Here is a 22,421-nt window from a genome sequence, read left to right on the forward strand (position 1 = left end):
GCTCACGACCAGCCCTCCCCGCCACCGGCCACGGTCAGACCGGAACGCTCCCGGTCCGCCTGCCGCCACAGTTCACCCACCGTCGCCCCGCGCGGGACGCCCAGGGCCGTCCAGCCGGACTCGCGCAGCATCCGCAGCCGCTCCTGACTGTCCCGGTCGGGGCCGGGCACATCGGTCGGCTCGCGCGTCCAGGTGTCGCTGTCCAGGACGAAGGCGAGCGCGCCGCCGCTGCGCTGGCGCATCCGGGCGGCCACCGCCGCCTGCTCCTCGTCCAGATCGCCGAAGAAGGCGACCAGCAGTCCCTCGTTGCCCCCGCGCAGCACGTCGTACGCGCGCGAGAGGCCGTCCCCGTCGGAGTGGTCGATCACGGCGAGGGTGTCCATCATCAGCCCGGCCGCGTCCGCCGACTCCTGGCTGGCACCGGCGAAGCCGTCGGCGCCCTCGCCGGGCACCGAGTTGCCGGTGTCCGTCAGCAGGCGTACCGAGAAGCCCCGTTCGAGCATGTGCACCAGGACCGAGGCGGCGCCGCCGACCGCCCACTCGAAGGCCGAGTCGGGGCCCGCGCCCCGGTAGGCGAGCCCCCGGGTGTCGAGCAGCACCGTGCAGCGCGAGCGCTGGGGCTGCTCCTCGCGGCGCACCATCAGCTCGCCGTAGCGGGCCGTGGAGCGCCAGTGGACGCGGCGCAGGTCGTCGCCGTGGCGGTAGCCGCGCGGGATCACGTCGTCCTCGCCGGCCAGGGCCACCGAGCGCTGCCGTCCGTCGCCGTAGCCCTTGGCCTCGCCCGCCAGCCGCACCGGCGGCAGCGGCTCCACGCGCGGGATGACGGTCAGGGTGTCGTAGGAGGAGAAGGAGCGGGTCAGCTCGCACATGCCGAACGGGTCGGTCAGCCGGAGCTGGAGCGGGCCCAGCGGATACCGGCCGCGCAGATCCGAGCGGACCCGGTAGGACACCTCGCGGCGCCCGCCCGCCTCCACCCGGTCCAGCACGAACCGCGGGCGCGGGCCGAGGACGTAGGGCACCCGGTCCTGGAGCATCAGCAGGCCCGTGGGCAGCCGCGAGACATTGTCCATCCGCAGATGGACCCGGGCCTCGGCGCCGGCCGGCACCCGGCCGGGGGAGAGCCGGCGGCTGCCCGCGACCCGGTAGCGGGTGCGGTACAGCACTCCGGCGCAGACCAGCGGCAGCACCGCCAGCAGCAGCCCGACCCGCAGCAGATCGGCCTGCCCGAGGACATAGGCGCAGGCGGCGGCGGCGATCCCGGCGGCCAGGAAGGAGCGCCCGCGGGTGGTGAGCCCGGCCAGGGCCGTACGGACACCGCCCTTGTCGCCGCGGTCCGCCTCCGGGGGGCCCGCCGGATGACCCGCCGGATGCCCCGCGGGATGACCCGCGGTGCTCATCACAGCCTCCGGGGCGGCTGCTGGCCGTACCCGCCGCGGACCGGACCGCTGCCGTTGTGCTCGGGAGCGGCCGGGACCGGGGTGTGCTGGATGATCTCCTGCACGACCTGCTCCGCCGTCCGCCGGTTGAGCTGGGCCTGGGCGGTGGGCAGCAGCCGGTGCGCGAGGACGGCGACGGCGAGGGACTGGATGTCGTCCGGCAGCGCGTACTCCCGGCCGCTCAGGGCGGCGGACGCCTTGGCGGCGCGCAGCAGATGCAGCGTCGCGCGCGGGGAGGCGCCGAGTCTGAGGTCGGGGTGCGTACGGGTGGCGGCGACCAGGTCGACCGCGTAGCGGCGGACCGTCTCGGCGACATGGACCGCGCGGACCGCCTCGATCAGCTTCACCACCTCGTGCGCGTGGGCCACCGGCTGGAGGTCGTCCAGCGGGTTCACCGCGCCGTGCACATCGAGCATCTGCAACTCGGCCTCGGGGCTCGGGTAGCCGATGGAGACCCGGGCCATGAAGCGGTCGCGCTGGGCCTCGGGGAGGGGGTAGGTGCCCTCCATCTCGACCGGGTTCTGCGTGGCCACCACCATGAAGGGGCTGGGCAGTTCATAGGTCTGCCCGTCGCTGGTGACCTGGCGCTCCTCCATGGACTCCAGCAGCGCGGACTGGGTCTTCGGCGAGGCGCGGTTGATCTCGTCGCCGATCACGATCTGGGCGAAGATCGCGCCGGGCTTGAACTCGAAGTCCTTGCGCTGCTGGTCCCAGATGGACACGCCCGTGATGTCCGACGGCAGCAGGTCGGGCGTGAACTGGATACGCCGCACCGAGCAGTCGATGGACCGCGCCAGCGTCTTGGCCAGCATGGTCTTGCCGACGCCGGGGACATCCTCGATCAACAGATGTCCCTCGGCGAGCAGCACGGTCAGCGAAAGCCGTACGACCTCGGGCTTGCCCTCGATCACTTCTTCCACCGAGCTGCGCACCCGGTCCACGGTGGCAGTCAGATCAGTGAGGCTCGCTCGATCGTCATAGGTCGTCACCCGGCCCTCCTCGGCCCGTTCTTACGTACCGGCCGCCGCTCTGTGACGCGGCCGGCCCACCCCAAACACGAACACCACGCGGGAAAAGTTCCGCAGGGCTCCATCACCGCATTCTGGTTGCCGTTACCTGTTCGTGTCACTCGACTGCGGACAACTGGAAGTGATATGCGGTGTTTGTTGCCCTTTTGTGCACCGGACGGCCGGAGTTCGGTGAAGAACGAGCGTCCGCGCGGCCGGTCACGGCCCTACTCCGGGTCGATCTCCCGCAGCAGACCGGACCGTACGTCGAAGACGAAGCCGCGCACATCGTCGGTGTGCACCAGGAACGGCGAGGTGCGCACCCGCTGCATCGACTGCCGGACGTCCTGGTCGACATCGCGGAACGCCTCCACCGCCCACGCGGGGCGCTGGCCGACCTCCATCTCCAGGTCGTGCCGGAACTCCTCGGTCAGCGATTCCAGGCCGCACCCGGTGTGATGGATGAGCACGACGCTGCGGGTGCCCAGGGCGCGCTGGCTGATGGTCAGGGAGCGGATCACGTCGTCGGTGACGACACCGCCCGCGTTGCGGATGGTGTGGCAGTCGCCGAGTTCGAGGCCCAGCGCGGCGTGCAGGTCGAGACGCGCGTCCATGCAGGCCACCACGGCGACCTGGAGCACCGGCCGGGCGTCCATGCCCGGATCGGTGAACGCGTCGGCGTAGCGCCCGTTGGCCTCGACCAGTCGGTCGGTGACAGTGCCGGTGCCGGTGCGGGCTATGGCGCTCTCGGGTCCGGCGGGAACCGATGCAGAAGTCGTCATGCCTATGACGGTACTGGTCACAGGCGGTCCGGTCCTGTGGTGGGAGAGGACAAAGGACGTCATCGGACCAAGTTGTGAGCCGATACACAGCCTCCGTGCCGGGTACGTCACCCTGCGTCCACCCCTCGTTCCCCGGCGGGCCCGCCGCCCCGGCCGCCCATGGACCGCCCCCCCGGCCGCCCGTGGGCCCTCCCCCCGGCCGCCCGTGGGCCCTCCCCCCGGCGCACCCGGCGCGCGGCCGGGACCACCCGCGCGGGGGCCGTACCGTCCGCCGGACGAGTGATCTTCGTCCCCCGTACGCGGTGCGCGCAGCGCCCGCCGCGACGCGCAGGCCGGTTGATTGACCGGGCGCAACCGTGGACTAAAGTGACGCGGAGCGGGAGGCGAGGCTCCCCAGCTGTACCGAGACCCCCTTGAGAACTCCCTGAGACCCCCGGTGACCTCGGTATTCACCGGTGGATCTCGCGGCGTGCGCGGCGCGTACGCACGGCTCGGCCGCCACCCGTCTCCGGTCGGCCGACGCCCCCGGGCGCCGGCGGCCCTCGCCTTGTCGAGCGGGCGGGGACCCGGCGGTGCGTACCGCCCCGCCGGATCTGAGAGGCCCCTGTGAGCAGCGAGAGTCGACATGTCCCGGTGATGCTCCAGCGCTGCCTGGACCTGCTGGCCCCCGCACTGGAGCGGCCCGGCGCGGTCGTCGTCGACTGCACCCTCGGCCTCGGCGGGCACAGCGAGGCGCTGCTCGCCCGCTTCCCCGAGGCCCGCCTCGTCGCCCTGGACCGCGACAAGGAGGCCCTGCGCCTCTCCGGTGAGCGCCTGGCGCCCTACGGCGACCGCGCCACCCTGGTCCACGCGGTCTACGACGAACTGCCCGACGTCCTGGACAGACTCGGACTCGCGCGCGTGCAGGGCGTTCTCTTCGACCTCGGCGTGTCGTCCATGCAGCTCGACGAGGCCGACCGGGGCTTCGCCTACGCCCAGGACGCGCCCCTGGACATGCGGATGGACCAGACGACCGGTGTGAGCGCCGCCGAGGTCCTGAACACCTATCCCCCCGGCGACCTGGTCCGCATCCTGCGCGCCTATGGCGAGGAGAAGCAGGCCAAGCGGATCGTCGCGGCGGTCGTACGGGAGCGGGAGCGGGAGCCGTTCACGACCAGCGCCCGGCTGGTGGAGCTGATCCGCGACGCCCTGCCGCAGGCCGCCAAGCGCACCGGCGGCAACCCCGCCAAGCGCACGTTCCAGGCCCTGCGGATCGAGGTCAACGGCGAACTGACTGTCCTGGAGCGGGCGATCCCGGCGGCGGTGGCCGCGCTCGCCGTGGGCGGACGGATCGCGGTCCTGTCCTACCAGTCCCTGGAGGACCGGCTGGTCAAGCAGGTCCTGGCGGCCGGCGCCGCCTCCACCGCCCCGCCCGGCCTGCCGGTCGTCCCCGAGCGCTACCAGCCCCGGCTCAAGCTGCTCACGCGCGGTGCCGAACTTCCGGGCGAGGAAGAGGTCGCCACCAACCGCCGGGCGGCCCCGGCACGGCTGCGCGCGGCGGAGCGCGTCAGGGAGGACGTCGGGTGAGCCACGGGGCAGTGGGCGACGAGGGCAAGAGGAACGCGGTTGTGGGCGGGCCGGGGGCCCGTGCGGGGGTGTGCGTGGCGGGGCTCTGGACGGGGTTGCGTGTCGCGGGGCTCTGGACGGGGGGTCGGGTACCGGGGTTCCGGGGGCGGGGCTGTGTAACGGGGTTCTGGGTGGGTTGTTGCGTACAGGGGTCCTGGGCGCGTTGTTCCGTACCGGGGCCCCAGGTGGGTTGTTCCGTACCGGGTTCCTGGGCGGGTGGTTGCGGACGGGAGTCCGGGGTGGGTGGTCGTGTACGGCACCTTCGGGCGGGCGGGTGCCCGTCTCGTCCCGGGGCGGGCGGTTGCCGGTCGGGCCTCCAGGGGCTCGGTTGCCGGTCGGGCTTCCGGGGTTGCGGTCCCTTGTCGGGGGGTCTGGAGGGCGGTTGCCCGGTGGGCTTCCAGGGTGACGGTCGCCGATCGCGCCTCCGGGCGGGTGGGTGCACACCGGGCCCATGGGCGGAGGGTCGCCTATCGGGCTCCCCGGCGGGTGGTTGCCCGTCACGCCCTGGGACGGACGAGGGCCGACGACCCGGCCTCCAGGATCACCGTTCCCGACCGGGCCCCCAAGTGGGTGGTTGCCCGGCGGGCTTCCACGGTGACGGTCGCCGACCGCAGGCCCACGCGCCCGTTCGTGTACCGGTCCTTCAGACGGGCGGCTGCCCGGCGGGCCTTCTCCAGGGCGGCGATCGCCGATCGTGCCTCCAGGCGCCTGTTCGTGTACCGGTCCTTCAGACGGGCGGCTGCCCGGCGGGCCTTCTCCAGGGCGGCGATCGCCGACCGTGCCCCCAGGCGCCCGTTCGCGTACCAGCCCCCCGGACAGCCGCCTGCCCGGCAGGCCCCCAGGGCGACGATCGCCCGCCACACCCCCAAGCGGGCGGTCTCACCCCGAGCCTCCGCGCAACCGGCAGCGCACCGCGCCCCCATACGACCGCTCGCCCACCGCACCTCCAGGCGACCGGCCACCCACCGCACCCCCGCGCGACGAGCCACCCACCCCACCCCCACACCGATCCCCCTGCCCCCACCCTCTCCCTCCACTCCGCCGGGACGGCCCTCCACTCCGCCGGGATGGCCCCTCACTCCGCCGGGACGGCCCCTCACCCCGCCGCGACGGCCCTCCACCCCGCCGGGACGGCTCCCCACTCCGCCGCGACGGCCCCTCCCCCCGCCAGAACAACCCCCCACCCCGCCAGAACACCCACCCACCCCGCCAGGACAGCCACCCCCCGGCAGCCCAAGGAGCGTCCGTGAGTGGGAAACCGGAGTTGCGGGGCAGGGCCGCCCGGCTGGCGCGGCTGTTTCCGGCCGGGCGGGGGCAGGCGCACGCGGCCCGCACCCCGTTCGTGCTGCTCGTCGTCGTGCTGCTCGGCGGTGGGCTGATCGGGCTGCTGGTGCTCAACTCCGCGCTCAGCGAGGGCTCCTTCCGGCTGGCGGACCTCCAGCGGGACACCAAGGCGCTCACCGACGAGCAGCAGGCGCTCCAGCGGGACATCGACGCCTACTCCGCCCCCCAGGCCCTCCAGCGCCGCGCCCGCGAGCTGGGCATGGTCCCCGGCGGCGACCCCGCCTTCCTCGGCGCCGACGGCAAGGTCAGGGGCGTTCCCTCGCCCGCCGCCGAGCCCGCCTCCGCCCGCGACCCCCTCGTCCTGGCCCCCGAGGCGATGCCCCCCGCCACCGGAGCCACCCGGACCCCGACGGCGACCCCGGCGACGACAGCGACCCCGCCCCCGGTGCCCCCGGCAACCGCAGGCACCCCACCAGCACCCTCCACCCTCACCCCCACCCCCACTCCCACCCCCTCAAGCGCAGGCGCCCCCGCCGCGCCCCCGACCCCCGGCAGGTGACGGAAGTGTCCGACAGGGAAGCGCCGCGCCGGCGCGTGCCCGGCCCCGTACGGTCCGACCGATCCGTGGGCCGGCAGCGTCCGGGGCCCGGCGCCCGGCCCGTCCGGCGGCCCGCCGCGCCCCGCAGGCCACCCGGCCCGCGCACCATCCGGCTGGGCAGCCCCCGCCCCCGGCTGCGGCTGGTCGGCGTCGCGCTGACCCTCGTCCTGTCCGTCTTCGTGGTCCGGCTGCTCCAGGTGCAGGCCATCGACGCGGGCACCTACGCCGCCAAGGCCGAGGCCAACCGCTATGTCCACTACGTCCTGGCCGCCGAGCGCGGCGGGATCACCGACCGCAACGGCGTGGAGCTGGCGACCAGCGTCGACGCGTACGACATCACCGCCGACCCGACCCTCTTCACCCGTGAGCAGCTGAAGATCGACGACGGGCCCGAGCAGGCCGCCGCGCTGCTCGCGCCCATCCTCGGCCGCGACCAGGCCGACATCGCCGAGCTGCTGCGCCCGGCCAACAAGGAGCTGCGCTACGTCAAGCTCGCCAGCCGGCAGACCCCGCAGGTCTGGAAGCAGATCAAGGACCTGAAGTCGGCGCTGGCGGGCAAGGCGGAGGCCGACAAGGCCACCGTCAACGTCCTCGCCGGGGTGCTCGCCGTCGCCAGCAGCAAGCGGGTCTACCCGAACGCCGATCTCGCCGCCGGGATACTGGGCTGGGTCAACGCCGACGGCAAGGGCGGCGGCGGGGTGGAGCAGCAGCTGAACGGCACCCTGGCCGGTGAGGACGGCAAGATCCGCTACGCCCAGTCCGGCGGGCTCCAGGTGCCCACCGCGGGCTCCACCGAGACGCCCGCCGTGCCCGGCAGCGATGTCGAGCTGACCATCGACCGGGACATCCAGTGGGCCGCCCAGAACGCCATCAGCGAGCAGGTCGCCGAGTCCAAGGCCGACCGCGGCTATGTGATCGTCCAGGACACCCGGACCGGCGAGATCCTCGCCATGGCCAACTCACCTGGCTTCGACCCCAACGACCTCTCCAAGGCCGAGTCCGCCAACCTCGGCAACGCGGCCGTCCAGGACGCCTACGAGCCCGGCTCCACCGCCAAGGTGATGTCCATGGCCGCCGTCCTGGAGGAGAACGTCGCCACGCCGGCCACGCATGTCACCGTGCCGAACCGGCTCCAGCGGGGCGACCGGCTCTTCCGCGACGACATCGACCACCCCACCTGGTATCTGACGCTCAACGGCGTCCTCGCCAAGTCCAGCAACATCGGCACCATCCTGGCCACCGGCCAGCTCGGCGCGAACCAGGCCGAGTCCAACGAGATCCTCTACTCCTATCTGCGCAAGTTCGGCCTCGGCGGCTACACCGGGCTCGGTTTCCCCGGCGAGACCAAGGGCATCCTCGCGCCGCCCGACCAGTGGTCCACCTCGCAGCAGTACACGATTCCTTTCGGCCAGGGCGTGTCCCTCAACGCGATGCAGGCGGCCTCCGTCTACTCGACCATCGCCAACGGCGGTGTCCGGATCGAGCCGACCCTCGTACGCGGCACCAAGGGGCCCGACGGGCGCTTCACCCCGGCCGAGAAGCCCGAGGAGACCAGGGTCGTCAGCGAGAAGACCGCCACGACGCTGTCCCGGATGCTGGAGTCCGTGGTGGACGACCAGGAGGGCACCGGCACCAAGGCGCGCATCCCCGGTTACCGGGTCGCGGGCAAGACCGGTACCGCCAACCGAGTGGATCCGGCCACCGGCCAGTACCGCGGCTACACCTCGTCCTTCGCCGGGTTCGCCCCCGCCGACCAGCCCCGGGTCACCGTCTACTGCGCCATCCAGAACGCCACCGAGGGCAGTTACTTCGGCGGCCAGATCTGCGGACCGGTCTACAAGGAGGTCATGGAGTTCGCGCTGAAGACCCTCCAGGTGCCCCCGTCGGGAACCGACCCGCCGAGACTGCCCGTCACCTTCAGCCCCTGACCCACCGAGCACCGAACCCCTGACGAAGCAGTACCGACCCCCCCCGCCGAGCAACGCCGAGCAGCACCGAACCCCGTACAGGCAGCACCGAGCAGCACCGAACCCCGTACCAGGCAGTACCGAGCACACCCGCCACGGCGGAGCACCCGCGCCACCGGAACCACCAGGAACCACCTCGTGACAACGATCACCCCGGATCCCGGGAACCAAGGACCGCCCCCCGGGTCGCCCGGCCCCTCACTTCGCCCGCGGCCGGGTACGCCCGGTACGCTCACCGCCGTGCCACACGCTGATCAGTCCCAAACCACCCAGAAGGGCCAACCCCCGGCCCCTCCGGGCCCGCCCCGGCCGGACCGGGTCTCCGCCACACCCCTCGCGGAACTCGCCGCCCAGCTCGATGTCACCGCGCCCGGGGACACCGCCGGCATCACCGGCATCACCCATGTCTCGGGCGCCGTCCGCCCCGGCGACCTCTATGTGGCCCGCCCCGGCGCCCGAGTGCACGGCGCCGACTTCGTCACCCAGGCCGCCGGACTCGGCGCGGCGGCGGTCCTCACCGACCCGGCCGGCGCCGAGCGCGCCGCCACCACCGGACTGCCGGTCCTGGTGGTGGACCACCCGGCCGCCGTGATGGGCGAACTGGCCGCCACGATCTACGGCCACCCCGGCCGCGATCTGCTCCAGATCGGCATCACCGGCACCTCCGGCAAGACCACCACCGCCTATCTCGTCGAGGGCGGACTGCGCACGGTCCGCGCCACCGGGCTGATCGGCACCGTCGAGACCCGGATCGGCGACGAGCGCATCAAGTCGGAGCGCACCACCCCCGAGGCCACCGACCTCCAGGCCCTGTTCGCGGTGGCGCGCGAGCGTGGCACCGAGGCGGTCGCCATGGAGGTCTCCAGCCACGCCCTGGTCCTCGGCCGGGTCGACGGCTGTGTCTTCGACATCGCGGTGTTCACCAACCTCAGCCCGGAGCACATGGAGTTCCACTCCGGGATGGAGGACTACTTCCAGGCCAAGGCCCAGCTGTTCACCCCGGCGCGCAGCAGGCTCGGGGTGGTCAACCTGGACGACGCGTACGGCCGCAGACTCGCGGCCGAGGCCGGCGTCCCGGTCGTCACCTACTCCGCCGAGGGCCACCCGGACGCCGACTGGCGCGCCGAGAACGTCTCGGTGGGCCCGTTGGACTCGCCGTTCACCGCGGTCGGCCCCGGCGGGCTGCGGATCGCGGCCCGTTCACCGCTGCCCGGCCCCTTCAACGTGGCCAACACCCTCGCCGCGCTGGTCGCCCTGGCCGCGGCCGGGCTCGACCCGCAGACGGCCGCCGACGGCATCGCCGCCGTGCCCGGGGTACCGGGCCGACTGGAGCGGGTCGACGAGGGCCAGGACTATCTGGCGGTGGTCGACTACGCGCACAAGACCGACGCCGTCGAGTCCGTGCTGAAGTCCCTGCGCAAGGTCACCAAGGGCCGGCTGCACATCGTCCTCGGCTGCGGCGGCGACCGGGACACCACCAAACGCGCCCCCATGGGCGCCGCCGCGGCCCGGCTCGCCGACACGGCCGTACTGACCTCCGACAACCCCCGTTCCGAGGACCCCCTGGCGATCCTCGCGACCATGCTCCAGGGTGCCGCCTCGGTGCCCGCCCATGAGCGCGGCGAGGTGCTCCTGTTCGAGGACCGCGCCGCCGCCATCGCCGCCGCGGTGGGCCGTGCCCGGCCCGGGGACACCGTGCTGGTCGCGGGCAAGGGCCATGAGCAGGGCCAGGACATCGCCGGGGTGGTACGCCCCTTCGACGACCGCCTGGTGCTGCGCGAGGCCATCCGGACGACCCAGGGACCCGAAGCCCGGGGACCGCAAGCCCAGGGATGAGAATCCAGAAGACCCGGGGATGAGAATCCACACGACCCAGGGATGAACTTGTGATCGCCCTCTCCCTCGCCGAGATCGCAGCAGTCGTCGGCGGGCAGACGTACGACATACCGGATCCGTCGGTCCGGGTCACCGGGCCCGTGGTCCGGGACTCCCGCGAGGCGGTGCCCGGCAGCCTGTTCGTCGCCTTCGCCGGCGAACGCGTCGACGGACACGACTTCGCCCGGGACGTGGTGGCGGCGGGAGCCGTCGCCGTCCTGGCCGCCCGCCCGGTCGGGGTGCCCGCGATCGTCGTGGACGACGTCCAGGCCGCGCTGGGCGCCCTCGCCCGCGAGGTCGTCGCCCGGCTCGGCGCCACCCTCGTCGCCCTCACCGGCTCGGCCGGCAAGACCAGCACCAAGGACCTGATCGCCCAGGTGCTCCAGCGCGCGGCACCGACCGTCTGGACCCCGGGCTCGCTCAACAACGAGATCGGGCTGCCGCTCACCGCGCTCACCGCCACTGCCGAGACCCGTTTCCTGGTGCTGGAGATGGGCGCCCGCGGCATCGGCCACATCCGCTACCTCACCGGTCTGACGCCCCCTCGGATCGGCCTCGTGCTCAACGTCGGCACCGCCCACATCGGCGAGTTCGGCGGCCGGGAGCAGATCGCCGAGGCCAAGGGCGAACTGGTCGAGGCCCTGCCCCCGGCCGGCGAGGGAGGCGTGGCGGTCCTCAACGCCGACGACCCCCTCGTCCGGGCCATGGCCGCCCGCACCGAGGCCAGAGTCCTGCTCTTCGGGGAGAGCGACGAAGCGGACGTTCAGGCCGAGAACGTACGACTCACGGACAGTGGGCAGCCCGCCTTCACCCTTCACACACCCTCCGGGTGCAGTGATGTGACCATGCGCCTGTACGGTGAGCACCACGTGTCGAACGCGCTCGCCGCCGCCGCCGTCGCCCATGAGCTGGGCATGTCCGCACCGGAGATCGCCCTCGCGCTCTCCGGGGCTGGCTCCCTCTCCCGCTGGCGGATGGAGGTCACCGAGCGCCCGGACGGCGTCACGGTCGTCAACGACGCCTACAACGCGAACCCCGAGTCCATGCGAGCCGCTCTGCGCGCGCTCGTGGCCATGGGCAAGGGGCGTCGTACGTGGGCCGTGCTCGGCCCGATGGCCGAACTGGGGGACGAGGCGCTCACCGAGCACGACGCGGTCGGGCGGCTCGCCGTCCGGCTCAACGTCAGCAAGCTCGTCGCGGTCGGGGGCAGGGAAGCCGCCTGGCTGCAACTGGGCGCATATAACGAGGGTTCGTGGGGTGAGGAGTCGGTGCACGTGTCCGACGCACAGGCGGCGGTCGACCTGTTGCGCAGCGAGGTGCGCCCGGGGGACGTCGTCCTCGTGAAGGCGTCCCGATCGGTCGGCCTGGAGAGTGTCGCCGAGGCGCTGCTCGCCACGGGTGCCGAGGGTGAGGTGGCCGCCCGATGATGAAGCAGATCCTGTTCGCAGGAGTCATTGGTCTGTTTCTGACGCTGATCGGCACCCCGCTGCTGATCAAGCTGCTGGCCCGCAAGGGCTACGGCCAGTACATCCGCGACGACGGCCCGCGCGAGCACGCCAGCAAGCGCGGTACGCCGACGATGGGCGGTATCGCCTTCATCTTCGCCACCGTCGCCGCCTACTTCCTGGCGAAGGTCGTCACCGGCTGGACGGACCCGGAGACGGACGCGGCGCCGACCTACTCGGGTCTGCTGGTGCTCGGTCTGATGGTCGGGATGGGCCTGGTCGGGTTCCTGGACGACTACATCAAGATCGTCAAACGGCGTTCGCTGGGGCTGCGGGCCAAGGCGAAGATGGCCGGGCAGCTGATCGTCGGTATCGCCTTCGCGGTGCTGGCCCTCCAGTTCGCCGACAGCCGGGGCAACGCCCCCGCCTCCACCAAGCTCTCCTTCATCACCGACTTCGGCTGGACCATCGGCCCGGTGCTGTTCGTGGTGTGGGCGCTGTTCATGATCCTGGCGATGTCGAACGGCGTGAATCTGACGGACGGTCTGGACGGCCTCGCCACCGGCGCCTCCGTCCTGGTCTTCGGCGCCTACACCTTCATCGGTGTCTGGCAGTTCCAGGAGTCCTGCGCCAACGCGGGCGCCCTGACCAACCCGGGCGCCTGCTACGAGGTGCGCGATCCACTGGACCTCGCGGTGGTCTCCGCCGCGCTGATGGGCTCCTGCCTCGGCTTCCTGTGGTGGAACACCTCACCGGCCAAGATCTTCATGGGCGACACCGGTTCGCTGGCGCTCGGCGGTGTGCTGGCCGGTCTCGCGATCTGCTCCCGCACCGAGCTGCTGCTCGCCATCCTCGGCGGTCTGTTCGTCCTCATCACCATGTCGGTGGTCATCCAGGTCGGTTCCTTCCGGATGACCGGGAAACGCGTCTTCCGGATGGCGCCACTCCAGCACCACTTCGAACTCAAGGGCTGGTCCGAAGTCCTGGTGGTGGTCCGCTTCTGGATCATCCAGGGCATCTGTGTGATCGTCGGACTGGGCCTCTTCTATGCGGGATGGGCAGCGGACAAGTGACCTCCTCGGTGCCCGAAGGGCCAGTGGAATTCCAGGGCAGGCGCGTCACGGTCGCCGGGCTCGGCGTCTCCGGCGTCCCGGCGGCCAAGGTGCTCGCCGGGCTCGGCGCCCGGGTCACCGTCGTCAACGACGGCGACGACGAGCGGGCCCGCGCCCAGGCCGCCGAACTGACCGCGCTGGGCGTCACCGTCCGGCTCGGCGACGGCGCCACCCTGCCCGAGGGCACCGAGCTGATCGTCACCGCGCCCGGCTGGCAGCCCGGCAAGCCCCTGTTCGCCGCCGCGGCCGAGGCCGGCGTCCCGGTCTGGGGCGATGTCGAACTGGCCTGGCGGCTGCGGGGCCTGGACGGCCGAAAAGCAGCCCCCTGGCTCGCCGTCACCGGCACCAACGGCAAGACCACCACCGTCCGGATGCTCGCCTCGATCCTCACGGCGGCGGGCCTGCGCACCGCCGCCGTCGGCAACATCGGCGTCTCCCTGCTGGACGCCGTCCTCGCCGAGGAGCCCTACGACGTCCTCGCCGTCGAGCTGTCCAGCTATCAGCTGCACTGGGCGCCCTCCCTGCGCGCCCACTCCGCCGCCGTCCTCAACCTCGCCCCCGACCACCTCGACTGGCACGGCTCCATGGAGGCGTACGCCCACGACAAGGGCCGTATCTACGAGGGCAACCGCGTCGCCTGTGTCTACAACGTGGCCGACAAGGCCACCGAGGACCTGGTGCGCGCGGCGGACGTCGAGGAGGGCTGCCGCGCCGTCGGCTTCACCCTGGGCGCCCCGGCCCCCTCCCAACTCGGCGTCGTGGACGGCCTCCTGGTCGACCGGGCCTTCGTCGCCGACCGGCAGCAGAGCGCCCAGGAGCTGGCCGAGGTCGCCGACATCGACCCGCCCGCCCCGCACAACATCGCCAACGCCCTGGCCGCGGCGGCCCTGGCCCGCGCCTACGGCGTCCCCGCCAAGGCGGTCCGGGACGGGCTGCGCGCCTTCGCCCCGGACCCGCACCGCATCGAGCATGTGGCGGACGTGGACGGCGTCTCCTATGTGGACGACTCCAAGGCCACCAACACCCATGCCGCCGAAGCCTCCTTGGCGGCATATGACCCGATCGTATGGATTGCGGGCGGCCTCGCGAAGGGCGCCACCTTCGACGAACTGGTCGCCCGTTCCGCCGCCCGGCTGCGGGCCGCCGTGCTGATCGGCGCCGACCGTGCCCTCATCCGGGACGCCCTTGCGCGACACGCGCCGGAAGTACCCGTCGTCGACCTCGACCGGACCGACACTGGGGCGATGCTCCAGGCGGTGACGGAGGCGAAGCGGCTGGCTCGGCCCGGCGACACGGTGCTGCTGGCCCCGGCCTGCGCCTCCATGGACATGTTCACCAACTACAACCAGCGCGGTGACGCGTTCGCGGCGGCCGTCCGCGGACTCGGCGCAGGCGCCTGACGGCGGGTCCCGGCCCCGCGGGGTGCTCCGGACCCCGCTTCGGGACCCTTGGAGGCACGGGGTGACTCGGGTGACGCGCATGAGGCTGAGGTCGGGAGGAGCCGGTCATGTCCGGTAGCCGTACAGGCCGCCCCCCGGTGCAGCGGACCGTCCGACGCCCGTCGCCCCCGCGGGCGCCGCGCGAGAACCCGGTCCTGCGGCTCCACACCCGCGCCCGCCGCGCCTGGGACCGGCCGCTGACCGCGTACTACCTGATCATGGGCGGCGCGCTGCTGATCATCGTCCTGGGGCTGGTGATGGTCTACTCGGCCTCCCAGATCACCGCGCTCCAGATGTCGCTGCCCGGCTCCTACTTCTTCCGCAAGCAGCTCCTCGCCGCGTCCATCGGGGGCGTTCTGCTGCTCGCGGCCTCGCGGATGCCGGTGAAACTGCACCGGGCGCTCGCCTACCCGATCCTCGCCGGGGCCGTCTTCGCGATGGCGCTGGTCCAGGTGCCCGGGATAGGGGTCGCGGTCAACGGCAACCAGAACTGGATCCCCCTCGGCGGCTCCTTCCAGCTCCAGCCCAGCGAGTTCGGCAAGCTGGCACTGGTGCTGTGGGGCGCCGATCTGCTGGCCCGCAAACAGGACAAGAAGCTGCTCGCCCAGTGGAAGCACATGCTGGTGCCGCTGGTCCCGGTCGCCTTCATGCTGCTCGGGCTGATCATGCTCGGCGGCGACATGGGCACCGCGATCATCCTCTCGGCGATCCTGTTCGGTCTGCTGTGGCTGGCCGGCGCCCCCACCCGGCTCTTCGTCGGGGTGCTGTCGGTCGCCGCGCTGCTCGGTGCGATCCTGATCAGGACCAGCCCCAACCGGATGGCCCGGCTGGCCTGCATCGGCGCCACCGAGCCCGGCCCGAACGACAGCTGCTGGCAGGCCGTGCACGGCATCTACGCCCTGGCCTCCGGCGGACTCTTCGGTTCCGGCCTCGGGGCCAGTGTGGAAAAATGGGGCCAACTCCCCGAGGCGCACACCGACTTCATCTTCGCCGTCACCGGTGAGGAACTGGGGCTCGCGGGGACGCTGTCGGTGCTCGCCCTGTTCGCCGCTCTAGGCTATGCGGGCATCCGCGTGGCCGGCCGTACGGAGGACCCCTTCGTCAGGTATGCCGCGGGAGGCGTGACCACCTGGATCACGGCCCAGGCCGTGGTCAACATGGGTGCGGTGCTCGGTCTGCTGCCGATCGCCGGTGTCCCGCTCCCGCTGTTCTCCTACGGGGGATCCGCCCTGCTGCCGACCATGTTCGCCATCGGGCTGCTGATCGCCTTCGCGCGCGACGAGCCCGCTACGCGGTCGGCGCTTGCCATGCGGCAGCCCCGCTTTGGTAGAAAGCGGGCGGGAGGCGCCATGCTGGAGCGGGGGCCTCGGAGATGGAACACGATGCGACGGCGTGCCTCGGCGGCGCGTACGTCCGGAGAGCGGTGAATTTCGGTGCATGTCGTACTCGCCGGTGGGGGGACCGCCGGCCACATCGAGCCCGCGCTCGCCCTCGCGGACGCCCTGCGCAGGCAGGATCCGGCCACGGGCATCACGGCCCTGGGCACGGAACGCGGACTGGAGACCAAGCTCGTCCCGGAGCGCGGCTATGAGCTGGCGCTGATCCCGGCGGTCCCGCTGCCGCGCCGGCCGACCCCCGAGCTGATCACCGTCCCGGGCCGGCTGCGGGGCACGATCAAGGCCGCGGAGCAGATCCTGGAGCGCACCAGGGCCGACGCGGTCGTCGGCTTCGGCGGCTATGTGGCGCTGCCCGGCTATCTCGCCGCCAAGCGGCTCGGCGTGCCGATCATCATCCACGAGGCGAACGCCCGCCCCGGCCTGGCCAACAAGATCGGCTCGCGCTACGCGGCCCAGGTCGCCGTCTCCACCCCGGACAGCAAGCTGCGCGGCGCCCGCTACATCGGCATCCCGCTGCGCCGCACCATCGCCACCCTGGACCGGGCCGCCGTCCGCCCGGAGGCCCGCGCGCTGTTCGGCCTGGACCCGAACCTCCCCACCCTGCTGGTCTCCGGCGGCTCCCAGGGCGCCCGCCGGCTCAACGAGGTGGTCCAGCAGGTCGCCCCCTGGCTCCAGCAGGCCGGAATCCAGATCCTGCACGCGGTCGGTCCCAAGAACGAACTGCCGCAGGTACAGCAGATGCCGGGAATGCCCCCGTACATCCCGGTAAGTTACGTGGACCGGATGGACCTCGCGTACGCGGCGGCCGACATGATGCTCTGCCGCGCGGGCGCGATGACCGTCGCCGAACTCTCCGCCGTCGGGCTCCCCGCCGCCTATGTCCCGCTGCCCATCGGCAACGGCGAGCAGCGGCTGAACGCCCAGCCGGTGGTCAAGGCCGGTGGGGGACTGCTGGTCGACGACGCGGAACTCACCCCGGACTGGGTGCGGGAGAACGTGCTCCCCGTCCTCGCCGACCCGCACCGGCTGTACGAGATGTCCCGCGCCGCCGGGGAGTTCGGCCGCCGGGACGCCGACGACCTCCTGGTCGGCATGGTGTACGAGGCGATCGCCGCCCGTGCCCACCGCTAGCAGGCCCGAGTAGGGCGAAAGGCAGGAAGCGTGGCCGGAACGACGACCGCCGAGCGCGGACAACGCCAGCAGGAGTCGTCCGGCCCGCCACCACCCCGGCGCCTGCGCGCACTCCGGCTTCGTACGATCATCATCCTCGCCGTCTGCCTGACCCTGCTCACCGGCGGCGGGTTGTGGGTGCTGTACGGGTCGCAGTGGGCGCGGGTGGAGCGGGTCTCCGTCTCCGGGGCCCGGGACCTCACCCGCGAGCAGATCAGCGAGGCGGCCGACGTCCCGCTCGGGGCGCCGCTGATCTCCGTCGACACCGATGCCATCGAGGCCCGGCTCCGGCGAGAACTGCCCCGCATCGACACCGTGGACGTGGTCCGCGCCTGGCCGCACGGAATCTCGTTGAAGGTGACCGAACGCACCGCCGTACTCCTGGTCGAAAGCGCCGGGAAGTTCACGGAAGTGGACGACGGCGGTGTCCGGTTCGCCACGGTTTCCAAGGCGCCGAAAGGCGTTCCGCTGCTGGAACTGACCGTCGCCCGGACGGGTTCGGCGGCGGCGAGCGCGCGCCGCTTCGGCGAGGCCCGGCTGATGCGCGAGGCGGTCCGGGTGACCGCCTCCGTACCGGCGTCCGTGGCCCGGGTGACCCGGGTGGTCAAGGTCCGTTCCTACGACGACATCTCGCTGGAGCTGACGGACCGGCGCACGATCGCCTGGGGGAGCGCCGAGCAGGGCGCCGCGAAGGCCCGTACGCTGACGGCTCTGATGAAAGCCGAGCCGGACGCCCGGCACTTCGACGTCAGTGTTCCCACCGCCCCTGCCGCTTCAGCGAGTTGACGTACATCCGTGCAGTTCAGCACCCTGGTTGGGCAGCGCTACGGCTGATCACATAGGGTGAAAAGAAAAACGGGAGGTTCGGCGTGTTCGTTGAACGGGCGCCACTTGTCGACTTACTGTCCTGTTCAGAAGACTTCAAGGAACAGACATACTGGTAACCCTAAACTTCAGGGTTAGGGTTCGGGTCGGCGCTACGGACCGTCCCATTCGGCATCAGTCGCCACAGCGCGGAGAACCGCGACACGGCGACACGTAATCGAGGCGAGAGGCCTTCGACGTGGCAGCACCGCAGAACTACCTCGCAGTCATCAAAGTCATCGGTGTCGGCGGCGGTGGTGTCAATGCCATCAACCGGATGATCGAGGTCGGTCTCAAGGGCGTCGAGTTCATCGCCATCAACACCGACGCCCAGGCGCTGTTGATGAGCGACGCCGACGTCAAACTCGATGTCGGCCGCGAACTGACCCGCGGACTCGGCGCCGGAGCCAACCCGGCCGTCGGCCGCAAGGCCGCCGAGGACCACCGCGAGGAGATCGAGGAGGTCCTCAAGGGGGCCGACATGGTCTTCGTCACGGCCGGCGAGGGCGGCGGCACCGGCACCGGCGGCGCCCCCGTCGTGGCCAACATCGCCCGCTCGCTGGGCGCCCTGACCATCGGCGTGGTCACCCGCCCGTTCACCTTCGAGGGACGGCGCCGGGCCAACCAGGCCGAGGACGGCATCGCCGAACTCCGCGAAGAGGTCGACACCCTCATCGTCATCCCCAACGACCGGCTGCTGTCCATCTCGGACCGCCAGGTCTCCGTCCTGGACGCCTTCAAGTCGGCCGACCAGGTCCTGCTCTCCGGTGTCCAGGGCATCACCGATCTGATCACCACACCGGGTCTGATCAACCTCGACTTCGCCGATGTGAAGTCGGTCATGTCCGAGGCCGGTTCGGCCCTGATGGGCATCGGCTCGGCCCGCGGCGACGACCGCGCGGTGGCCGCCGCCGAGATGGCCATCTCCTCGCCGCTGCTGGAAGCCTCCATCGACGGCGCCCGCGGGGTGCTGCTCTCCATCTCCGGCGGCTCCGACCTGGGCCTCTTCGAGATCAACGAGGCCGCCCAACTGGTCAGCGAGGCCGCCCACCCCGAGGCCAACATCATCTTCGGCGCGGTCATCGACGACGCCCTCGGCGACGAGGTCCGGGTCACCGTGATCGCCGCCGGTTTCGACGGCGGCCAGCCGCCCGCCAAGCGCGACGTCCTCAGCTCGGCCGGCGCCAAGCGCGACGAGCCCGCTCCCGTACGGCAGTCCGAGAGCCGCCCCTCCTTCGGCTCGCTCGGCAGCGTCAAGCCCAAGGAGGAGCCGGAGCCCGCCCCGGAGCCGGTCGCCGACCACTCCGCCCCGCCGGTCCCGCCCTCCCGCAGCTACTCCAGCGCGGCCGAGGAGATCGAGCTGGACGTGCCGGACTTCCTGAAGTGATAGGACGGCAGACAGACGTGAGCGGCGCGCACTTCGCCTTCACCGACCGGTGGGGCGGGGTGAGCGCCGCTCCGTATGAGGAGCTCAACCTCGGCGGCGCGGTCGGCGACGACCCCGGAGCGGTCACCGCCAACCGGGAGACGGCCGCCAAGTCGCTGGGCATCGACCCCGGCCGGGTGGTCTGGATGAACCAGGTGCACGGCGACACGGTCGCCGAGGCCGACGGCCCCTGGGGCGAGCGCCCGGTGCCCGAGGCCGACGCGCTCGTCACCGCCGAACGCGGTCTCGCCCTCGCGGTGCTGACCGCCGACTGCGTCCCGGTGCTGCTGGCCGACCCGGTCGCCGGGATCGTCGCCGCGGCGCACGCCGGGCGCCCCGGGCTGGTGGCCGGGGTGGTCCCCGCCGCGCTACGCGCGATGACCGACCGCGGCGCCGACCCCGCCCGGATCGTCGCCCGCACCGGACCGGCCGTCTGCGGGCGCTGCTACGAGGTGCCGGAGCCGATGCGCGCCGAGGTCGCCGCCGTCGAACCCGCGGCGCACGCGGTGACGAGTTGGGGCACTCCCGCGGTCGATGTCGCCGCCGGGGTGCACGCCCAGCTCGCCCGCGCCGGAGTGCGCGACCTGGAGCGGTCGCCGGTGTGCACCCGGGAGTCGCCCGACCACTTCTCGTACCGCCGCGACCGGACCACGGGCCGGCTCGCGGGCTATGTCTGGCTGGACCGGTAGGACATGACGGACCGCAGGAGTGAACTCGCCGCGAATCTGGCGGGAGTGCGGGAGCGCATCGAGGCCGCGTGCGCAGCCGCCGGGCGCGACCCCCGGGACGTGACCCTCATCGTCGTCACCAAGACCTATCCGGCGAGCGATGTGCGGATCCTCAGCGAACTCGGGGTGCGCGATGTCGCCGAGAACCGCGACCAGGACGCGGCACCCAAGGCCGCGGACTGCGCTGACCTGCCGCTGAGGTGGCACTTCGTCGGACAGCTCCAGACCAACAAGGTGCGTTCCGTGCTCGGTTACGCGGACTTCGTGCAGTCCGTCGACCGGTCCCGGCTGGTCACCGCCCTGTCCAAGGAGGCGGTCCGGGCCGGTTGCGAGGTGGGGTGCCTGATCCAGGTGGCCCTGGACGCGGGCGCCGACGGCCGGGGGGAGCGCGGGGGTGTGGCGCCGGGCGGCGTCGAGGAGTTGGCCGGTCTCGTCGCCCGGTCGCCGGGGCTGCGGCTCGACGGACTGATGACCGTCGCCCCGCTGACCGGCGCGTTCGCGGGGCGGCAAGAGGCGGCGTTCGGGCGGTTGATGGAATTGTCGACCGACCTGCGCCGGGCCCATCCGGCTGCGACCATGGTCTCGGCAGGGATGAGTGCGGACCTGGAGCAGGCCGTGGCGGCCGGGGCGACACATGTGCGCGTCGGTACGGCGGTACTCGGAGTCCGCCCCGGGCTCGGGTAACGTCGCCAAGAAGTCGGACCACAGCAGAAAATATGGTCAATACCGCCGAAAGGCGGGCGCAACGACCTCGTGGATCGCGGGCACTTGGCAGTCGTCAGTCGATCCACCACAGAGCGGAGGACTCAGAGCATGGCCGGCGCGATGCGCAAGATGGCGGTCTACCTCGGCCTCGTGGAGGACGATGGGTACGACGGCCGGGGCTTCGACCCCGATGACGACTTCGAGCCCGAACTCGACCCGGAGCCGGAGCGGGACCACCGACGGCATGAACCATCCCATCAGTCCCATCAGTCACATGCGGTGCATCAGTCCCAAAGGGATGAAGAGGTGCGAATCGTTCAACCGCCCGCGCCTCGCGAGCCGGTGGCGCGCTCCTCTTCGCTGGCCGCGGAATCCGGACGTCCGGCGCGTATCGCGCCCGTGGCGTCCATCACACAAGAACGTCAGTCCCTGGAGAAGAACGCACCGGTGATCATGCCCAAGGTCGTGTCCGAACGAGAGCCGTACCGGATCACCACACTCCACCCGCGGACCTACAACGAGGCCCGTACCATCGGGGAACACTTCCGTGAGGGCACCCCGGTGATCATGAATCTGACTGAGATGGATGACACAGACGCCAAGCGACTTGTCGACTTTGCGGCCGGTTTGGTGTTTGGTCTTCACGGCAGTATCGAGCGGGTGACGCAGAAGGTGTTCCTGTTGTCGCCTGCTAACGTCGATGTCACGGCGGAGGACAAGGCCCGTATCGCAGAGGGCGGGTTCTTCAACCAGAGCTGAGACGTACGAACCGGAACAGCGGTACAAAAGAGCAACGGACTGGGGAGAGGGAAGCACCGAACATGGGCGTGGTCCTGGATGTCATCTACATCGCGCTGATGGTGTTTCTCATCGTGCTGATCTTCCGGCTGGTCATGGACTACGTGTTCCAGTTCGCCCGCTCATGGCAACCCGGCAAGGCGATGGTGGTCCTTCTGGAGGCCACCTACACTGTCACCGATCCACCGCTCAAGCTTCTGCGGCGGTTCATTCCGCCGCTGCGTCTCGGGGGCGTGGCGCTCGACCTGTCCTTCTTCGTACTGATGATCATCGTCTACATCCTGATCTGGATCGTGAGCCGGCTGTGAGCGATGTGAACTACCGTCTTGCCGACTGCCGACGACTACGTTGAGGTGAAGAGATGCCGTTGACCCCCGAGGATGTGCGGAACAAGCAGTTCACGACCGTCCGCCTCCGAGAAGGCTATGACGAGGACGAGGTCGATGCCTTCCTCGACGAGGTCGAAGCCGAACTGACCCGGCTGCTCCGTGAGAACGAGGATCTGCGCGCCAAACTGGCCGCGGCCACCCGAGCCGCCGCGCAGAACCAGCAGAACATGCGCAAGCCCCCGGAGCCGCAGGACCAGCAGGGCGGCATGCCCCAGCAGGGCGGGATGCAGCAGCAGGGCGGCATGCCCCAGCAGGGCGGGATGCAGCAGCAGGGCGGCATGCCCCCGCAGGGGATGCCGCAGCAGGGCGGGATGCAGCAGCAGGGCGGCATGCCCCCGCAGGGGATGCCGCAGCAGGGCGGGATGCAGCAGCAGGGCGGCATGCCCCCGCAGGG

At 71.8% G+C, this 22,421-nt stretch carries 20 protein-coding genes; 16 read left to right on the plus strand and 4 right to left on the minus strand.

Going from position 1 to position 22,421, the window contains the following annotated elements:
* Window positions 1-2: 2 nt before the first annotated feature.
* From ABZX40_RS08895 to ABZX40_RS08905, 3 genes are all read right to left on the minus strand, one after another.
* Window positions 3-1,397, minus strand: coding sequence for a DUF58 domain-containing protein (locus ABZX40_RS08895; protein WP_355736582.1), 1,395 nt, complete (start codon window positions 1,395-1,397; stop codon window positions 3-5).
* Window positions 1,397-2,425, minus strand: coding sequence for a MoxR family ATPase (locus ABZX40_RS08900; RefSeq protein WP_355736585.1), 1,029 nt, complete (start codon window positions 2,423-2,425; stop codon window positions 1,397-1,399). Before ABZX40_RS08900 ends, ABZX40_RS08895 begins: the two co-directional genes overlap by 1 nt.
* 245 nt (window positions 2,426-2,670) lie before the next feature.
* Window positions 2,671-3,225 (minus strand): carbonic anhydrase, encoded by a 555-nt coding sequence (locus ABZX40_RS08905; protein WP_355736588.1) that lies wholly within the window; start codon window positions 3,223-3,225, stop codon window positions 2,671-2,673.
* A gap of 606 nt (window positions 3,226-3,831) precedes the next feature.
* Between ABZX40_RS08905 and rsmH the strand changes: the two genes are divergently transcribed.
* Window positions 3,832-4,791, plus strand: a complete 960-nt coding sequence (rsmH, locus tag ABZX40_RS08910; protein ID WP_355736591.1) for a 16S rRNA (cytosine(1402)-N(4))-methyltransferase RsmH — start codon at window positions 3,832-3,834, stop codon at window positions 4,789-4,791.
* Window positions 4,792-5,327: 536 nt separating this feature from the next.
* Here rsmH and ABZX40_RS08915 read toward each other — a convergent pair.
* Window positions 5,328-5,699, minus strand: coding sequence for a hypothetical protein (locus ABZX40_RS08915; protein WP_355736594.1), 372 nt, complete (start codon window positions 5,697-5,699; stop codon window positions 5,328-5,330).
* A 377-nt stretch (window positions 5,700-6,076) separates the two neighbouring features.
* On the opposite strand from ABZX40_RS08915, the gene ABZX40_RS08920 reads away from it, so the two are divergent.
* From ABZX40_RS08920 to ABZX40_RS08990, 15 genes are all read left to right on the plus strand, one after another.
* Window positions 6,077-6,673, plus strand: a complete 597-nt coding sequence (locus ABZX40_RS08920; protein ID WP_355736597.1) for a septum formation initiator family protein — start codon at window positions 6,077-6,079, stop codon at window positions 6,671-6,673.
* Window positions 6,670-8,640: a penicillin-binding protein 2 gene (locus ABZX40_RS08925; RefSeq protein WP_355736599.1), complete on the plus strand. Its 1,971-nt coding sequence runs from the start codon at window positions 6,670-6,672 to the stop codon at window positions 8,638-8,640. The genes ABZX40_RS08920 and ABZX40_RS08925 overlap by 4 nt, the downstream gene beginning before the upstream one ends.
* 177 nt (window positions 8,641-8,817) lie before the next feature.
* On the plus strand, window positions 8,818-10,515 hold the full coding sequence (locus ABZX40_RS08930; RefSeq protein ID WP_355736601.1) for a UDP-N-acetylmuramoyl-L-alanyl-D-glutamate--2,6-diaminopimelate ligase: 1,698 nt from the start codon (window positions 8,818-8,820) through the stop codon (window positions 10,513-10,515).
* Window positions 10,516-10,565: 50 nt separating this feature from the next.
* On the plus strand, window positions 10,566-11,981 hold the full coding sequence (murF, locus tag ABZX40_RS08935) for a UDP-N-acetylmuramoyl-tripeptide--D-alanyl-D-alanine ligase (RefSeq protein ID WP_355736604.1): 1,416 nt from the start codon (window positions 10,566-10,568) through the stop codon (window positions 11,979-11,981).
* Window positions 11,981-13,072 (plus strand): phospho-N-acetylmuramoyl-pentapeptide-transferase, encoded by a 1,092-nt coding sequence (gene mraY / locus ABZX40_RS08940; protein WP_355736834.1) that lies wholly within the window; start codon window positions 11,981-11,983, stop codon window positions 13,070-13,072. Before murF ends, mraY begins: the two co-directional genes overlap by 1 nt.
* Window positions 13,054-14,511: a UDP-N-acetylmuramoyl-L-alanine--D-glutamate ligase gene (gene murD / locus ABZX40_RS08945; RefSeq protein WP_355736607.1), complete on the plus strand. Its 1,458-nt coding sequence runs from the start codon at window positions 13,054-13,056 to the stop codon at window positions 14,509-14,511. The genes mraY and murD overlap by 19 nt, the downstream gene beginning before the upstream one ends.
* Window positions 14,512-14,618: 107 nt before the next feature.
* Window positions 14,619-15,977 (plus strand): putative lipid II flippase FtsW, encoded by a 1,359-nt coding sequence (ftsW, locus tag ABZX40_RS08950; protein WP_355736610.1) that lies wholly within the window; start codon window positions 14,619-14,621, stop codon window positions 15,975-15,977.
* A gap of 6 nt (window positions 15,978-15,983) precedes the next feature.
* Window positions 15,984-17,078, plus strand: a complete 1,095-nt coding sequence (gene murG / locus ABZX40_RS08955; protein WP_355736613.1) for an undecaprenyldiphospho-muramoylpentapeptide beta-N-acetylglucosaminyltransferase — start codon at window positions 15,984-15,986, stop codon at window positions 17,076-17,078.
* Window positions 17,079-17,108: 30 nt separating this feature from the next.
* Window positions 17,109-17,903 (plus strand): FtsQ-type POTRA domain-containing protein, encoded by a 795-nt coding sequence (locus ABZX40_RS08960; protein WP_355736616.1) that lies wholly within the window; start codon window positions 17,109-17,111, stop codon window positions 17,901-17,903.
* A gap of 277 nt (window positions 17,904-18,180) precedes the next feature.
* Complete coding sequence (gene ftsZ, locus ABZX40_RS08965) at window positions 18,181-19,368, plus strand: cell division protein FtsZ (protein WP_355736618.1); 1,188 nt, start codon at window positions 18,181-18,183, stop codon at window positions 19,366-19,368.
* Window positions 19,365-20,096: a peptidoglycan editing factor PgeF gene (pgeF, locus tag ABZX40_RS08970; RefSeq protein WP_355736621.1), complete on the plus strand. Its 732-nt coding sequence runs from the start codon at window positions 19,365-19,367 to the stop codon at window positions 20,094-20,096. The genes ftsZ and pgeF overlap by 4 nt, the downstream gene beginning before the upstream one ends.
* A 3-nt stretch (window positions 20,097-20,099) precedes the next feature.
* Entirely contained in the window at window positions 20,100-20,819 is a 720-nt protein-coding gene (locus ABZX40_RS08975; protein WP_355736624.1) for a YggS family pyridoxal phosphate-dependent enzyme, read from the plus strand.
* A gap of 129 nt (window positions 20,820-20,948) precedes the next feature.
* The gene (sepF, locus tag ABZX40_RS08980; RefSeq protein ID WP_355736627.1) at window positions 20,949-21,599 is read left to right on the plus strand and encodes a cell division protein SepF; all 651 of its coding nucleotides are present in this window, start codon (window positions 20,949-20,951) and stop codon (window positions 21,597-21,599) included.
* A gap of 62 nt (window positions 21,600-21,661) precedes the next feature.
* Entirely contained in the window at window positions 21,662-21,946 is a 285-nt protein-coding gene (locus ABZX40_RS08985) for a YggT family protein (protein ID WP_355736629.1), read from the plus strand.
* A gap of 53 nt (window positions 21,947-21,999) precedes the next feature.
* Window positions 22,000-22,421 (plus strand): DivIVA domain-containing protein (locus tag ABZX40_RS08990; RefSeq protein WP_355736632.1); only part of this gene is annotated, 422 nt, incomplete at its 3' end.

Origin of the sequence: Streptomyces sp. NPDC004610 (assembly GCF_040609715.1) — a bacterium.
Lineage (GTDB): Bacteria > Actinomycetota > Actinomycetes > Streptomycetales > Streptomycetaceae > Streptomyces.

Coding starts and splice junctions, on each gene's coding strand:
- ABZX40_RS08895 (WP_355736582.1), bottom strand. CDS start 1,397: ATGAGCACCGCGGGTCATCCCGCGGGGCATCCGGCGGGTCATCCGGCG.
- ABZX40_RS08905 (WP_355736588.1), bottom strand. CDS start 3,225: ATGACGACTTCTGCATCGGTTCCCGCCGGACCCGAGAGCGCCATAGCC.
- mraY (WP_355736834.1), top strand. CDS start 11,981: ATGAAGCAGATCCTGTTCGCAGGAGTCATTGGTCTGTTTCTGACGCTG.
- murD (WP_355736607.1), top strand. CDS start 13,054: ATGGGCAGCGGACAAGTGACCTCCTCGGTGCCCGAAGGGCCAGTGGAA.
- ftsW (WP_355736610.1), top strand. CDS start 14,619: ATGTCCGGTAGCCGTACAGGCCGCCCCCCGGTGCAGCGGACCGTCCGA.
- ABZX40_RS08975 (WP_355736624.1), top strand. CDS start 20,100: ATGACGGACCGCAGGAGTGAACTCGCCGCGAATCTGGCGGGAGTGCGG.
- sepF (WP_355736627.1), top strand. CDS start 20,949: ATGGCCGGCGCGATGCGCAAGATGGCGGTCTACCTCGGCCTCGTGGAG.
- ABZX40_RS08985 (WP_355736629.1), top strand. CDS start 21,662: ATGGGCGTGGTCCTGGATGTCATCTACATCGCGCTGATGGTGTTTCTC.